Raw genomic sequence first — 14,784 nt, 5'->3', positions numbered from 1 at the left:
GTGCCGTGGTGTGACGGAAGGGACGGCATGTACAGCTTCATCTGGCGGCATCTGCCGGGAAACGTGTGGATCAAGGCGCTGCTCTCCATCGTGCTGGTTCTCGCGGTGGTCTACGTGCTCTTCCAGTACGTCTTCCCGTGGGCCGAACCGCTGCTGCCCTTCAACGATGTGACGGTGGACAACCAGTGAGCGCGCGGATTCTCGTCGTCGACAACTACGACAGCTTCGTCTTCAACCTGGTCCAGTACCTGTACCAGCTGGGCGCAGAGTGCGAGGTGCTGCGCAACGACGAGGTGTCCACGGCGCACGCCCAGGACGGCTTCGACGGCGTACTGCTGTCGCCGGGCCCGGGTACGCCCGAGGAGGCCGGCGTCTGTGTCGACATGGTGCGGCACTGTGCCACAACCGGGGTTCCCGTCTTCGGGGTCTGTCTCGGGATGCAGTCGATGCAGGTGGCGTACGGCGGTGTGGTGGACCGCGCGCCCGAGCTGCTGCACGGCAAGACGTCGTTGGTGGAGCACGAGGGCAGGGGTGTGTTCGCGGGACTGCCCTCGCCCTTCACCGCCACTCGCTACCACTCGCTTGCCGCTGAGCCGAAGACCGTCCCGGCCGAGCTGGAGGTCACGGCCCGCACGCACGACGGGATCATCATGGGCCTCAGGCACCGTGAATTCGCGGTTGAGGGCGTGCAGTTCCATCCCGAGTCGGTACTGACCGAGCACGGTCACCGCATGCTGGCCAACTGGCTGGTCGAGTGCGGCTACCAAGAGGCCGTGGCCAGGTCGACGGGGCTTGCCCCGGTGGTGGGCAGGGCCACGGCGTGACCGCCCTGCGCCCCGAGCGCGACAGTGCCGCCCCGTACGGCGAGGACGCCGTGTACGGGGGCGCTGCGTCGTTCGAGGCGAAGGGCGCGGGTGCCTTCGAGGCCTACGAGGCCTTCGAGGAGTCGGACGCAGCGATGCAGGCCGCCGTCGAGGAGCTGGCCGACCCGCTCAGCGACCCCCTGCCGGGGCAGGGTCAGCCCGCGGCACCGGAGCGGGACTGGTACGACCCTCAGGGGCATACACGGGACTGGAGCGCGGAGCAGACCGCTTCGGCGTACGCGGAGCCGGTGCGCCGTGCGCACATGGAGCCCGCGCATGGGTACGCCGAACCGCAGCCGTCGTACGTCACGCCTGCCGTCCCAGTCACACCTGCCGTACCTGTCACGCCTGTCGAGCCGCAACGGCCGTACGAGGAGTTGCGGCCCTCCTACGGAGAGCCCGGACCGCGGTACCAAGAGCCCCCGGCCGCCTTAGAGGAGGCTCAGCCGCCGTACGCAGGGGCGCCGCGGCAGCCGTACGGCGAGGCCTACTCCGAGCCGCACGAGCCTCCCCCGCTCGACGACGAGACCGTCGCGCTGCGAATAGCCGACGCCGAATCCATATCCGCGACGCCCGCGATGCCCGCCGCCGCATCACCCGCAGGAACGGGCACACGGTTCACGGGCGCGGGCACAGGCGCAGGGACCTTGGGCGGTGCCGTCGTCGGCGGCCGTGCGGCCCGGCGCAAGGCCGCCAGGCGCCATGGGCGGCACGGTGGGGCCGGGGGAACCGGCGGGGCGCCCCAGGGGCCACTGGAGGCCGGTGCGCCCCTCTCGCGGGTGGAGGCGCGGCGCGCGGCGCGGGCGCGGAAGCCGGGCGCGGCCGTGATGGCGAGCCGGGCGATCGGTGAGGTGTTCATCACCACCGGCGTACTGATGCTGCTGTTCGTGACGTACCAGCTGTGGTGGACGAACGTCCGGGCGGCCGCGCAGGCGGGCAACGAGGCGAGCAGCCTCCAGGACGACTGGGCGAACGGCAAGCGGAATCCGGGCACGTTCGAGCCGGGTCAGGGCTTCGCCATTCTGCACATCCCGAAGCTGGACGTGGTCGTGCCGATCGCCGAGGGGACCGACAAGAAGCGGGTTCTCGACCGCGGCATGGTCGGCCACTACGCCGAGGAAGGCGTGAAGACGGCTATGCCGGATGCCAAGACGGGCAACTTCGGGCTGGCGGGGCACCGCAACACCCACGGCGAACCGTTCCGGTACATCAACCGTCTCAAGCCGGGCGATCCGATCGTCGTCGAGACGCAGGACAAGTACTTCGTCTACAAAATGGCGTCGATCCTGCCCGTGACGCCACCGAACAACACGGCCGTGCTGAACGCGATCCCCACGGGGTCGACCTTCACGGCGGCGGGCCGTTACATCACTCTGACCACCTGCACCCCGGAATTCACCAGCAAATACCGGATGATCGTCTGGGGCAACATGGTCGAGGAACGGCCGCGCAGCAAGGGCAAACCGGACGCGCTCGTCAGTTGAGAGCACGTGGGACCACTCAAGACCTCCTGATCCAAAACCTCCTCACCCAAGACGTCCGAGATTTCCAAGACTTCCTGGTCCAAGTCCAAGAATTCTGATCCCAACACTTCCTGATCCTGAGACACCAGACGGGGCAAACGCAGTGGCAGCGACGACCGACCACGAAGAGCACACCGACGCGCCGGCGTCCTCCCCCGCACCGCGGCGCCGCGGTGGCGGCCGGATCGCGGCGGCCGTCAGCGTCTTCGGCGAACTCCTCATCACGGCGGGTCTGGTCCTCGGCCTGTTCGTCGCCTATTCGCTGTGGTGGACGAACGTCGTCGCGGACCGAGAGGCAGACAAGCAGGGCGACAAGGTGCGCGACCACTGGGCGGAGGACCGGGGACCGATCGGCCTGGACACCAAGGACGGCATCGGCTTCCTGCACGTCCCGGCGATGAAGAGCGGCGAGGTGCTGGTCAAGAAGGGCACTTCCACGAAGAGCCTCAACGACGGCATCGCCGGCTACTACACCGACCCCGTGAAGTCCGCTCTCCCGCAGGACAAGAAGGGCAACTTCTCGCTGGCCGCCCACCGGGACGGGCACGGCGCCAAGTTCCACAACATCGACAAGCTCGAAAAGGGCGACGCGATCGTCTTCGAGACCAAGGACAACTGGTACGTCTACAAGGTCTACGCCACCCTCCCCGAGACCTCGAAGTTCAACGTCAAGGTCCTCGCGCCCGTCCCCAAGGAGTCGGGCAGGACGAAGGCCGGCCGCTACATCACGCTGACGACCTGCACGCCCGTCTACACGTCCCGCTACCGGTACGTGGTGTGGGGCGAGCTGGACCGCGTGGAGAAGGTCAACGACGAGCGGACGCCGCCGCCCGAGCTGCGCTGACGCGTCCCACATGCGGCCGCACGTCCCGCGTACGGCCGCATGGTCCCTGTTGGCCGCTCCGGGATCGGTGAGGGCTCCACGGCCCGTGTACGGCCTCACGGCCCCTCTGTGCACGATGTGTACGCCGACGAAGCCCTGGCCCGTCCTGAGGAGTACGACGAAGCCCCGTGCCCCCCTTCAGAAGAGGGGACACGGGGCTTCGTCGTACATACCCTGCGCAGCGAGTGAGCGAGCGGGCGTCAGTCCTCGTCCCGCGTCGTCGCGCCGGTGGCGCCTCCGAAGATCTGGCCGCCGTTGCCGCCGCCGTTGTTCTGCCCGGCGTCGGTCGTGAAGAGGTCGACCTTGTCGCCCGCCTTCACCCCAGCGCCCTCCTGCGGGTTGCTGCCGAACACGATGGCGTTGTCGTCCTGCGAGCCCTGGACGCTGCCGAGCTGGAGCTGGCTCTGCGCCAGAACCTGCTTGGCCTGGCCAAGAGTCATCTGGGTCACCTTCGGCATGGCGAACTCCTTGTCCTCCGCCTTCTTGCCGATCTGGATGGTCACCGTCGAGCCCGGATCGACCGCGGAGTTGGCCGCCGGCGTGGTCGCGATGACCTTGCCGACCAGGTTGTCGTCCTCGGTCTCCACCTCGGTGCAGGTGCCTGTGAGGTCGCTGTCCTCCATCTGCGCCCGGGCTTGGTCGCAGCTCTGGCCGCTGACGTCCGGAACAGTGGTCTGTTCCTTCTCCTTGGCGATGGTGAGGGTGATCGTGGAGCCCTTCTCCACCTCGTCGCCCGCCGTCGGGTCCTGTTCGAGGACCGTGCCGGGCTCCTCGCTGGACTCCTTGCTCTCCGTCTTGACCTCGAACTGGTACTTGTCGCCCTCGAGCTTCTCCGTGGCGTCATCGACGGGATCGTCGATGACGTTCGGCACCGCCACCTTCGGCGCCCCCGTCGACACCGTCAGCGTGATCGTGTCGCCCTTGTTGACCTCGGTCTTCGCGGCCGGGTTCTGGTCGCAGACGCTGCCCTTCGGGGTCTCCTCGCAGGCCTTGTTCTCGATCTTGACCGTCAGGTCGACGTTCGTCGCCATCTTCTGGGCCTCGACCTGGGTCCGGTTCACGAAGTTCGGCGCCGGGAACGGCTCGTCCCCGGTACCGCCCGTCCCGCTGAACGCCCACTTCCCGATGAGGATCGCGCCGACCAGGACAAGCACACCGGCGACGACCAGCAGGATCGTCGAGGTGCTGCTCTTCTTCGGCTGCTGGCGGCGGCGGCCGGCGCGGTCGTCGTAGCCGTAGCCGTCGTCGTCCGGGCTCATCGGGGGCAGCATCGACGTGGCCTGCGCGTCCGTGGAGCGCAGGGCCGTGGTCGGCTGGTCGTCCGGGTAGCCGCCGTAGCCGACGGAACCCATGGCCGCGGTGGCCGCGACGGGCTGGCCGTCGAGGCAGGCCTCGATGTCGACGCGCATCTCGTCGGCCGACTGGTAGCGGTAGTCCGGGTCCTTGACCAGGGCCCGCAGGACGATCGCGTCCATCTCGGGCGTGATCTCAGGGTCGAAGTTCGACGGAGGCTGGGCCTCTTCCCGTACGTGCTGGTACGCGACCGCGACCGGGGAGTCCCCGATGAAGGGCGGGCGGACCGTCAGGAGCTCGTACAGCAGGCAGCCCGTCGAGTACAGGTCGGACCGGGCGTCGACCTGCTCGCCCTTCGCCTGCTCCGGCGAGAGGTACTGCGCCGTTCCTATGACCGCGGCGGTCTGCGTCATCGTCATGCCGGAATCGCCCATCGCACGGGCGATGCCGAAGTCCATGACCTTGACCTGGCCGTTGCGCGTCAGCATGACGTTCGCCGGCTTGATGTCACGGTGGACGATGCCGTTGCGGTGCGAGTACTCGAGCGCCTGGAGGATGCCGATGGTCATCTCCATGGCGCGCTCGGGCAGCAGCTTGCGCCCGGAGTGCAGCAGCTCGCGCAGCGTGGACCCGTCGACGTACTCCATCACGATGTACGGGATGGAGATGCCCTCGATGTAGTCCTCACCCGTGTCGTACACGGCGACGATCGCGGGATGGTTGAGCGAGGCGGCCGACTGGGCCTCCCGGCGGAACCGGGCCTGGAACGACGGGTCGCGTGCGAGGTCCGCCCGCAGCGTCTTCACCGCCACGGTGCGGCCGAGCCGGGTGTCATGGGCGAGATGAACCTCTGCCATGCCACCACGGCCGAGCACCTGGCCCAGCTCGTACCGGCCGCCGAGGCGACGCGGCTCTTCCATAGCTACCTACCAGCCCTCTCCGTCGGTCCTGACCACACCCACGCGTGGTCCGGCGGTGTGCTGTCCGGGCATACCGTACCCGGCTCGCCTTGACTGACCTGGCCACAACCGTCACCCGATACAGGACCGGTATCGCATCGTGCACCGATGTGAAGGGGACGTGAGCGGGGTCACTGTTTTGTGTGGACCGCGGTCTTTCTTACGTTCATCGCGCTCGTCGCGTTCATTTATGATCCCGGCTTGCTGTCGATGACTGCCTTCATCACGTCCTTGGCGATCGGTGCGGCGAGACCGCCGCCGGAGATGTCGCCACGGTTGGCGCTCTCGTCCTCGACCACCACGGCGACGGCGACCGGAGAGCTGCCGTCGCTGGTCTTCGCGTACGAGATGAACCAGGCGTACGGGTTCTGGCTGTTGTCGACACCACGCTGGGCGGTACCGGTCTTGCCGCCGACGGTGACGCCGTTCTCGTTGATCTGGGCGTTGGTGCCGGTGCCCTCCTTGACGACCGTCTCCATCATCGACTGCAGGATCTGGGCGTTCTCCTCGGAGAGTGGCTGGCTCATCTTCTCGGGGTCGGTCTGCTCGATGACGTCGAGGTTCGGCGCCTGGCGCTTGTCGATCATGTACGGCTTCATAAGCGTGCCGTTGTTGGCGACGGCGGAGGCCACCATGGCCATCTGCAGCGGGGTCGTGGCGGTCTCGAACTGGCCGATGGAGCTGAGCGCGGTCTGCGGCTTGTCCATCTCCTCGGGGAAGTTGGAGGCGCTGGAGCGGACCGGGATGAACTGCTCCTCGTTGAAGCCGAACTTCTTGGCGGTCTCCAGCATCTTGTCCTTGCCGAGGTCGAAGCCGACCTTGCCGAAGACGGTGTTGCAGGAGAACCTCAGGGCCTGGCGGAGCGTGGCGTTCTCACAAGGGATGGTGCCCTCGTTCGGCAGCTTGGTGGTGGTGCCCGGCATGATCCACGGGTCCGGCGATTCGGTCTTCGCGTCGGGGTCCGTGTAGAGGTCGTGCTCCAGGGCGGCGGCCGCGGTGACCACCTTGAAGGTGGAGCCGGGCGGGTAGATCTCGCGCAGCGCCCGGTTGAGCATCGGGTTGTCCGGGTTGTTCTTCTTCTGAAGCTTCTTCCAGGCCTCGCCGTCGACCTTGGTGGAGTTTCCGGCGAACGTCGAGGGGTCGTACGAGGGGGTGGAGGCCAGCGCCAGGATCGCTCCGGTGGACGGGTCGATGGCGGCGACGGCGCCCTTGCCCTGCTTCAGCAGGCCGTTGTACGCGGCCTTCTGCGCGGCGGCGTTGAGCGTGGTGACGACATTGCCGCCCTCCTGCTTCTTGCCGGTGACCATGTCGAGCGTGCGGCGGAAGAAGAGCCGGTCGTCGTCACCGGTGAGGATGCCGTCCTCGATGCTCTCCAACTGTGTGGCGCCGAAGGCCTGCGAGGCGTAGCCCGTGACGGGGGCCCACATCGCGCCGTCCTTGTACGTGCGCTTGTACTCGAAGTCGTTGAAGTCGTCGCCGCTGGTCTTGGTGGACCCGGTGATCGGGTTGCCGTCGACGATGATGTCGCCGCGCGGTGTGGCGTAGCGGGCGATGGCGACGCGGCGGTTCTTGGGGTCGTCCTTCAGCGAGTCGGCCTGGACGTACTGGATCCAGTTGTCGCGGATGAGGAGCGCGAGGACAAGGAGCCCGCAGAAGATCGCGATCCGTCGCAGGGGCTTGTTCACGGTCGGACCACCTGGGTCATCTCGGCGTCGGGACTGGGCGCGGGGGCGGGCGCGGGGCGGCGCGCGGTGTCGCTGATTCTGATCAGGATGCCGATGAGGGCCCAGTTGGCGATGACGGAGGAACCTCCGTACGCCAGGAACGGCATCGTCATACCGGTCAGCGGGATCAGGCCCATGACGCCGCCGGCGACGACGAAGACCTGGAGGGCGAAGGCGCCGGACAGGCCGATGGCCAGCAGCTTGCCGAAGGGGTCGCGGGCGGCGAGTGAGGTGCGCACGCCGCGCTCCACGATCAGCCCGTACAGCAGCAGGATGGCCATCACGCCGGCCAGGCCCAGTTCCTCGCCGAAGGTGGCGAGGATGAAGTCGGAGTTGGCGGCGAAGCCGATGAGGTCGGAGTTGCCCTGGCCGAGACCGGTGCCGAGGGTGCCGCCGGAGCCGAAGGCCCACAGGGCCTGCATCGACTGCTCGGTGTGTCCGACCACGCCCTCCTGGCTGAGCGTGTACTCGCGCATCGGGTCGAGCCAGGCCTCGACGCGCTGCTGGACGTGCGGTTCGAAGGTGGCGACGCCGACGGCGCCGGCCCCGGACATCAGCATGCCGAAGACGATCCAGCTGGTGCGCTCGGTGGCGACATACAGCATGATGATGAACATTCCGAAGAACAGCAGCGACGTACCGAGGTCGGTCTCGAAGACCAGGATCAGGATCGAGATCGCCCAGACGACGAGGATCGGTCCGAGGTCGCGACCGCGCGGCAGGTAGAGGCCCATGAAGCGGCGGCTGGCCAGGGCCAGGGCGTCTCTCTTCACCATCAGATAGCCGGCGAAGAAGATCGCGAGGACGATCTTCGCGAACTCTCCCGGCTGGATGGTGAAACCGGCGATCGAGATCCAGATCCTGGCGCCGAAGACGTTCAGGCCGAGGCCCGGGACCAGCGGCAGGAGCAGCAGGATCAGCGCGCCGACCATGGAGATGTAGGTGTAGCGCTGCAGGACGCGGTGGTCCTTGAGGAAGATCAGTACGACCACGAACAGGGCGACGCCCAGCGCGGAGTACAGCAGCTGGCGGGGGGCCGCCTCGACGAACGTGTTGCTCGCCTGCAGCCGCCTCGACTGGTCGAGCCGCCAGATGACCACAAGGCCGACGCCGTTGAGCAGCGTTGCCAGGGGCAGCAGCAGCGGGTCCGCGTACGGCGCGAACTTCCGTACGACGATGTGGCCGACGCCCGCGAGCAGGCCGAGCCCGAGGCCGTAGCTCAGCAGGCCGGGCGGCACCGAGTCATTGATGGCCAGACCGACGTTGGCGTAGGCGAACACCGGGATGACGACGGCGAACACCAGCAGCGCGAGCTCGGTGTTGCGCCGGCTCGGCGTTCCGATCGCGCCGATCGTGGACGTGTGCTGTGTCGACGGGTTGGAAGTACTGCTCATCGTGTGACAGGGCCCCTCACGGCTGCTTACTGCTTACCGCACAGCGAGACCAGCTTCTGCTCTTCGTCGGAGAGGCTGGGGCCGGGTGTGGGAGTGGGTGCGGTCGTGGACTTGGACGGGTCGGGCGACGGGGATGACGGGGTCGCCGTCGGCGTCGGTGCCGCCTTGGACGCGGCCGACGTCCGTGTGGTTCCCGTGACGCCGCCGGCCTCGCCCTCGCCGGTCTTCGAGTTCTGCTCGCTCTCGGCTTCGCGGCGCTCGGCGTCCTTCTTGCACGCGGACGCCTGCGTGGCCAGCTCCTCGATCTTCGAGGCGGCGTCGCTCAGGCCGCCCTCGGCGATCGTGGCCTTGACCTGCTTCTGCTGGTACGGCGGCAGGTACTTGAGTTCGATCTCGGGGTGGTCCTTCTCGACCTTCGAGAGCGAGACCCAGGCCAGGTCCTGGCTGATGCCGCGGTACAGCGCGACGTGCTCGCCCTTGGTGCCGACGTAGTACTGCGTCTGCGTCCAGCGGTAGCCGCCGTACAGCCCGCCGCCGATGACAGCGAGCGCGAGCGCGGCGTAGAGGGATCTCTTCAGCCACTTGCGTCCGGAGCGCGGCTTGACGAAGTCGTCGTCGGAGTAGCCGCCGAAGCCGTCGGTGGGTACGTAGCCGGTGGTGTCGCCGCTGCCGGGCGGGCCGAACTCGCCGCCGCCCTGCCCGGGCACCTGACGGCCGAGGCTGGACGCGCGGCCCGCCGGGGTCTGCATGGCGCCGTTGTCGTGCAGCTGCTGCTGCTGGTTCTCGGCGACCGCGCCCACGATGACAGGGGTGTCGGAGAGCTGCCCGGCGAGGGTGTCTCCGCTGTCGATGTCGAGGACGTCGGCCACGATGACCGTGATGTTGTCGGGGCCACCACCGCGCAGCGCGAGCTGGATCAGCTCCTGCACGGTCTCCTGGGGGCCCTGGTAGCTGGCGAGGGTGTCCTCCATCGTCTGATGGCTGACCACCCCCGACAGTCCGTCGGAGCAGATCAGGTACCGGTCGCCGGCGCGGACTTCACGGATGGAGAGGTCGGGCTCGACGTGGTCGCCGCTGCCCAGCGCCCGCATCAGCAGAGACCGCTGCGGGTGAGTGGTGGCCTCGTCCTCTGTGATGCGGCCCTCGTCCACGAGGCGCTGCACCCAGGTGTGGTCCTGGGTGATCTGCGTCAGTACGCCGTCCCGCAGGAGGTACGCGCGGGAGTCGCCGACGTGTACGAGGCCGAGCCGCTGCCCGGTCCACAGGAGTGCCGTGAGAGTCGTCCCCATGCCCTCGAGCTGGGGGTCCTCCTCGACCATCATCCTGAGCTGGTCGTTGGCGCGCTGTACGGCGGTGCCGAGCGAGGTGAGAATGTCGGAGCCCGGCACGTCGTCGTCGAGCGCGACGATGGTGGAGATCACCTCGGAGGAGGCGACCTCACCGGCGGCCTGGCCGCCCATTCCGTCGGCGATCGCGAGCAGGCGAGGACCGGCGTAGCCGGAGTCCTCGTTGCCCTCGCGGATCATGCCTTTGTGCGATCCGGCGGCGAAGCGCAGTGACAGACTCATGCGCACCTCGCCCGTCGGCTCCGGGTACATCCGCACGGTGCCCACCCTCCGGTCGGGAGCGCGCCGGGGTCCGTCGTGTGGACCGCCGCTGCTCGCTCGCTCCGCTCGCTCATTGTCGTACTACTTCCGCAGCTCGATGACGGTCTTGCCGATGCGGATCGGCGCGCCCAGCGGTACGGGCGTGGGAGTCGTCAGTCGGTTCCGGTCGAGATACGTGCCGTTCGTGGACCCGAGATCCTCGACGATCCACTGGCCGTCACGATCCGGGTAGATCCTGGCATGCCTGCTGGAGGCGTAGTCGTCGTCCAGCACGATGGTGCTGTCGTGCGCGCGGCCCAGCGTGATGGTCTGCCCCTGGAGGGCGACTGTCGTACCCGTGAGGGTGCCCTCCGAGACGACCAGCTTGGTGGGGGCGCCACGGCGCTGACGGCCGCCGCCGCTCGGTGCGGCCTGCTGGCGCTGCTGGGGCGGCGCGGCCTGGCGCGCCGCCTGCTGCGGCCTTTGGGCGTCCCGGCGCGAGCCGCGCTGTGTGACACGCGTTCCGAACAGGTCGCTGCGGATGACCTGCACGGCCACGATCACGAACAGCCACAGTACGGCCAGGAAACCCAGCCGCATGACCGTGAGGGTCAGCTCTGACATTGCCCCCGCTTCACCCTTCGGCTTGCCGGTAAATGATGGTGGTACTGCCCACGACGATCCGCGAGCCGTCGCGGAGCGTAGCGCGGGTGGTGTGCTGCCCGTCCACCACGATGCCGTTGGTGGACCCGAGATCCTGGATCGTCGAGGGCGTTCCGGTCCGGATCTCACAGTGCCGGCGCGAGACGCCGGGGTCGTCGATCCGCACGTCGGCTTCGGTGCTGCGGCCCAGCACCAGCGTCGGGCGGGAGATCTGATGGCGGGTGCCATTGACCTCGATCCAGTGCCGCACGCGAGCACCGGGCACCGGTCCGGGAGCAGCGGCGGGCCGCTGTCCCATGGGCGTCGGGCCCGGACGGCCGCCGGGCGGCGGCGCGGACGGCATGGGGGGAGCACCGGCCGGCTGGGCCGCCGGCGGATACCCGTAGCCCCCGGGACGGCCGCCCGCGGGGGCTCGCTCGGGAGCGGCCTGCTGGTTGGCGGAGGAGGCGAGCGTACGGCTGCGTACCCGGTACAGACCGGTGTCGAGGTCGTCCGCCTTCTCCAGGTGGACCTTGATGGGGCCCATGAACGTGTAGCGCTGCTGCTTGGCGTAGTCGCGCACCATGCCTGCCAGCTCGTCGCCGAGCTGGCCGGAGTAGGGACTGAGGCGCTCGTAGTCCGGCGTACTCAGCTCCACGATGAAATCGTTGGGCACGACGGTCCGGTCGCGGTTCCAGATGGTCGCGTTGTTGTCGCACTCCCGCTGGAGCGCTCCCGCGATCTCGACTGGCTGGACCTCGGACTTGAACACCTTGGCGAAGGTGCCGTTGACCAGACCTTCGAGACGTTGCTCGAACTTCTTCAGGACTCCCATGGGGCACCTCCTCCTTTGTCATCGCCCTGGTACTGCTTACTGATCGTATCCACGCGCCGGGAAATCGGCTGGTTCCCCCTGTCGGCCCGGTCGACGGGTGTCGACTGATGTCGACGCCCATGAGCCCACTGAAGTCCCCTCCCGAGGTTCCCGCCGGAGCTCCTCTTCGAACTCCCCCCGCACACTCCGTTGGGAAGGATCGTAGAGGCGGCTTCACCACAGTGTCCCGCACCCGGCTGCCGACCCTGGCCGCCTCCTGGGGAGATGGCCGGGACCGGTACGAGGTTGATACGTGAACCGGTTGCGGCTGATACGTAGCGCACGGGGGCGGTGGGGTCCAGGCGCCGTTCGGGGCACAGTTCGGGGCCCCTCCTGAGTGCCCTACGGGGCGTCGCACTGGCTGGCTCCGCAGGTGATGACGGGGTGACACAGGGGTGGCGCCCGGGTCGGCTGCCCCGTCGCCGGCCCCGGAAACGGGTGTGAATCCACCCTCTCCACCGTGCTAATCTTCTGCATGTCGGCGGCGCTCACCCACCCGGTGAGAGACGGATGACACACCCAATGCGCGGGTGGCGGAATAGGCAGACGCGCTGGATTCAGGTTCCAGTGCCCGCAAGGGCGTGGGGGTTCAACTCCCCCCTCGCGCACCATGAAGAACCGATGGAACGGGTCTTCACCAGTGACGAAAGTCATGGTGGGGGCCCGTTTCTCGTTGTGCTGGTGGGGCTGCGGCTCGGACAGCGACATGGCAGGGCCCCGGCGGTGAGGTATCTCACGGTCGGGGCCCCTGCGTTTTGTGCTGCTGGTTGTTCTTGGGGGGGGCGCTGGGGTGGCGCTGGACCCGGGTCGGGCGGTCGGCACCAGAGGGCCGGTGGATGTCCAGGTTCCGCGATCTTTGGTTTTTCGCCGGTGGCGGGTTCGGCGGCGGCGGGGGCGCTCGCCGCCGAGCACAGGCGTCCCGCATCTCCACCTCAACGGGGTGCGCCGAGTGAGCCGGTGCCACCACATTACGAAGTAAGCCGTTCATGATTGGTCAACCGACCTGGCCACCCCGCGTGACGAGCAAGGGCGGCTTCCTCGCCGGACGATTCACCTCCTCGACGACCTGCCGCAGGACGACTTCCGGCGCGGCCTGGCCTGGGTCAGGACCAAAGCCAGGCCGCAGTCCTGACCCAGGGAGAGTACGTCGTCCCGATCCCCGGCACCAAGACTCCGAAGTACCTCCTGGACAACGCGGGTGCGGCGGATGTGCGGCTCGGCGCCGAGGACCTCGCCGAACTCGCCGCCCTGCCCGCCCCGCAGGGCGGCCGCTATTACTGAACGGCTTCGGCACCGCTGAACGGCTTCGGCGACGTCCTGGCGACCGGCGACGGTCCGCTGCGGCGCTCCGCTGCGGCCGCAGCGGACGGCAGTGCCCGGAGCGGTTCCGGAAGTAGCGGCGGCGGGTGCCCGGCGCGGGTGCCCGGCGGTGGGGTGGGTCCTGAAGGCCGGCCGGTCTTGCGGGCCGGGGATGAGGGCCGGGGCTGCGGGCCGGGTCGTTCGCGCTGAGCTGGGGAGTTTTCCACAGGCGGGGAGTTGTCCACAGGGGCTAACGCGGGTAGACGCCCGGCTGTACGGTCATCACGAGTTGATGTTCGTGCACGGGGAGGCGGTCGGTGTGAGCGAGGTCGGTGGCGCGGTGGCCGGGACAGCAAGGGTTCCGAGCGTGCGCGGGTTCGCGCAGTGGGCCGCGAAGAGCTCCCCCAAGGATGAGGGCAAGGCGCTGCGGGAGCGCGTCCCGCGCAGCGCGCACGCCTCCGTGGATACGAACGGCGATCGCCCGGACGCCGTGACCGCGGTCGAGGAGTCCAGTCGCGACCGGATCCCCCACCTCACGCCGATACGGGTCGGCAGGATGGCGGCCACCCCCTTCGCCTTCCTGCGCGGTTCGGCCGGACTCATGGCGTACGACCTGGCGCGTACGCCCCTGACGGGCATCGGCGCGCAGATCTGCGGGGACGCGCACGCGGGGAACTTCGGCCTGTACGCGGACGCGCGCGGTGGCCTCGTCATCGACCTGAACGACTTCGACGAGACCGTGCACGGGCCGTGGGAGTGGGACCTCAAGCGGCTCGCGGCCTCCCTGGTGCTCGCCGGCCGCGAGGCGGGTGCGGACGAGGACACCTGCCGCAAGGCGGCGCAGTTCGCGGCCGGTTCCTACCGGCGCACCATGCGGCTGCTGGCCAAGCTCCCGGTCCTGGACGCGTGGAACGCCATCGCGGACGAGGAGTTGGTCTCCCACACCGACGCCCACGACCTGCTCGGCACGCTGGAGCGGGTCTCGGAGAAGGCGCGGGCCAACACCAGCGGGCGGTTCGCGGCGAAGTCGACGGAGGTCGTCGAGGGCGGCGGGCGTCGTTTCGTCGACGCTCCGCCGGTGCTGCGGCGCGTCCCCGACGAGGAGGCCGCCGCGGTGGCGTTCTCGCTGGAGGAGTACCTGGGCACGCTCTCCGAGGACCGGCTCCCGCTCCTCGCTCGGTACGCGGTGCACGATGTCGCGTTCCGCGTGGTCGGCACGGGAAGCGTGGGCGCCCGCTCGTACGTGGTGCTGCTGCTGGACCACCGCGGTGAGCCTCTCGTGCTCCAGGTGAAGGAGACCCGCGGCTCCGTACTGGTGCCGCACCTGGAGACGGCCGGTCTTCCGGTGCCGGAGGTCGTGCACGAGGGCCGTCGCGTCGTTCTCGGGCAGAAGCGCATGCAGGTCGTCAGCGACATCCTCCTCGGTTGGACCTCGGTCGACGGGCGCCCGTTCCAGGTACGGCAGTTCCGCAACCGCAAGGGCAGCGTCGATCCCGCGGCGCTGGCCGCGGACCAGATAGACGACTACGCACGCATGACAGGGGCGCTGCTCGCGCGGGCGCACGCCCACAGCGCCGATCCGCGGCTGATCTCGGGGTACTGCGGCAAGAGCGAGGAGCTGGACGAGGCCATCGCCTCCTTCTCGGTGGCGTACGCGGACCGGACAGAGGCGGACCACACGGAGCTGGTGGCAGCTGTGCGGGCGGGACGGGTCGTGGCCGAGTTGGGGGTCTGACTCCTAGGG

General features: G+C 68.8%; 11 protein-coding genes and 1 tRNA gene. 6 read left to right on the top strand and 6 right to left on the bottom strand.

The window, feature by feature from the left end:
• Positions 1 to 27 precede the first annotated feature (27 nt).
• The 4 genes from ACTWQR_RS03710 (at position 28) to ACTWQR_RS03695 (ending at position 3,230) form a co-directional block, all read left to right on the top strand.
• Positions 28 to 189 carry a hypothetical protein gene (locus ACTWQR_RS03710; RefSeq protein ID WP_443225408.1) on the top strand — a complete coding sequence of 54 codons (162 nt, stop codon included), beginning with the start codon at positions 28 to 30 and terminating at the stop codon, positions 187 to 189.
• Positions 186 to 824: an aminodeoxychorismate/anthranilate synthase component II gene (locus tag ACTWQR_RS03705; RefSeq protein ID WP_443225407.1), complete on the top strand. Its 639-nt coding sequence runs from the start codon at positions 186 to 188 to the stop codon at positions 822 to 824. Before ACTWQR_RS03710 ends, ACTWQR_RS03705 begins: the two co-directional genes overlap by 4 nt.
• A 416-nt stretch (positions 825 to 1,240) precedes the next feature.
• A complete protein-coding gene (locus ACTWQR_RS03700) occupies positions 1,241 to 2,347 on the top strand; it encodes a class E sortase (protein WP_443225573.1) in 1,107 nt (368 codons plus the stop codon).
• A gap of 142 nt (positions 2,348 to 2,489) precedes the next feature.
• Positions 2,490 to 3,230, top strand: a complete 741-nt coding sequence (locus ACTWQR_RS03695) for a class E sortase (protein WP_443225406.1) — start codon at positions 2,490 to 2,492, stop codon at positions 3,228 to 3,230.
• 239 nt (positions 3,231 to 3,469) lie between these two features.
• Here the strand turns inward: ACTWQR_RS03695 and pknB are convergent, their stop codons facing one another.
• The 6 genes from pknB to ACTWQR_RS03665 all read right to left on the bottom strand — a co-directional run bounded on the left by pknB (position 3,470) and on the right by ACTWQR_RS03665 (position 11,702).
• A complete protein-coding gene (gene pknB, locus ACTWQR_RS03690; protein ID WP_443225405.1) occupies positions 3,470 to 5,482 on the bottom strand; it encodes a Stk1 family PASTA domain-containing Ser/Thr kinase in 2,013 nt (670 codons plus the stop codon).
• A gap of 227 nt (positions 5,483 to 5,709) precedes the next feature.
• The gene (locus tag ACTWQR_RS03685) at positions 5,710 to 7,206 is read right to left on the bottom strand and encodes a peptidoglycan D,D-transpeptidase FtsI family protein (RefSeq protein ID WP_443225404.1); all 1,497 of its coding nucleotides are present in this window, start codon (positions 7,204 to 7,206) and stop codon (positions 5,710 to 5,712) included.
• Complete coding sequence (locus ACTWQR_RS03680; protein WP_443225403.1) at positions 7,203 to 8,639, bottom strand: FtsW/RodA/SpoVE family cell cycle protein; 1,437 nt, start codon at positions 8,637 to 8,639, stop codon at positions 7,203 to 7,205. The genes ACTWQR_RS03685 and ACTWQR_RS03680 overlap by 4 nt, the downstream gene beginning before the upstream one ends.
• Positions 8,640 to 8,665: 26 nt before the next feature.
• Positions 8,666 to 10,237 carry a Stp1/IreP family PP2C-type Ser/Thr phosphatase gene (locus ACTWQR_RS03675; RefSeq protein ID WP_443225572.1) on the bottom strand — a complete coding sequence of 524 codons (1,572 nt, stop codon included), beginning with the start codon at positions 10,235 to 10,237 and terminating at the stop codon, positions 8,666 to 8,668.
• A gap of 90 nt (positions 10,238 to 10,327) precedes the next feature.
• Entirely contained in the window at positions 10,328 to 10,849 is a 522-nt protein-coding gene (locus ACTWQR_RS03670; protein WP_443225402.1) for an FHA domain-containing protein FhaB/FipA, read from the bottom strand.
• A gap of 10 nt (positions 10,850 to 10,859) precedes the next feature.
• Positions 10,860 to 11,702, bottom strand: coding sequence for an FhaA domain-containing protein (locus ACTWQR_RS03665; RefSeq protein WP_443225401.1), 843 nt, complete (start codon positions 11,700 to 11,702; stop codon positions 10,860 to 10,862).
• A gap of 563 nt (positions 11,703 to 12,265) precedes the next feature.
• Between ACTWQR_RS03665 and ACTWQR_RS03660 the strand changes: the two genes are divergently transcribed.
• A tRNA-Leu gene (locus tag ACTWQR_RS03660) sits at positions 12,266 to 12,352 on the top strand.
• A gap of 980 nt (positions 12,353 to 13,332) precedes the next feature.
• Entirely contained in the window at positions 13,333 to 14,775 is a 1,443-nt protein-coding gene (locus ACTWQR_RS03655; protein WP_443225400.1) for a DUF2252 domain-containing protein, read from the top strand.
• The last annotated feature ends 9 nt before the right edge of the window (positions 14,776 to 14,784 follow it).

Origin of the sequence: Streptomyces sp. 2A115 (assembly GCF_052245575.1) — a bacterium.
GTDB lineage: Bacteria > Actinomycetota > Actinomycetes > Streptomycetales > Streptomycetaceae > Streptomyces.
The sequence above is the reverse complement of the archived record's forward strand: the minus strand, read 5'-3'. Positions and strand labels throughout refer to the sequence as shown.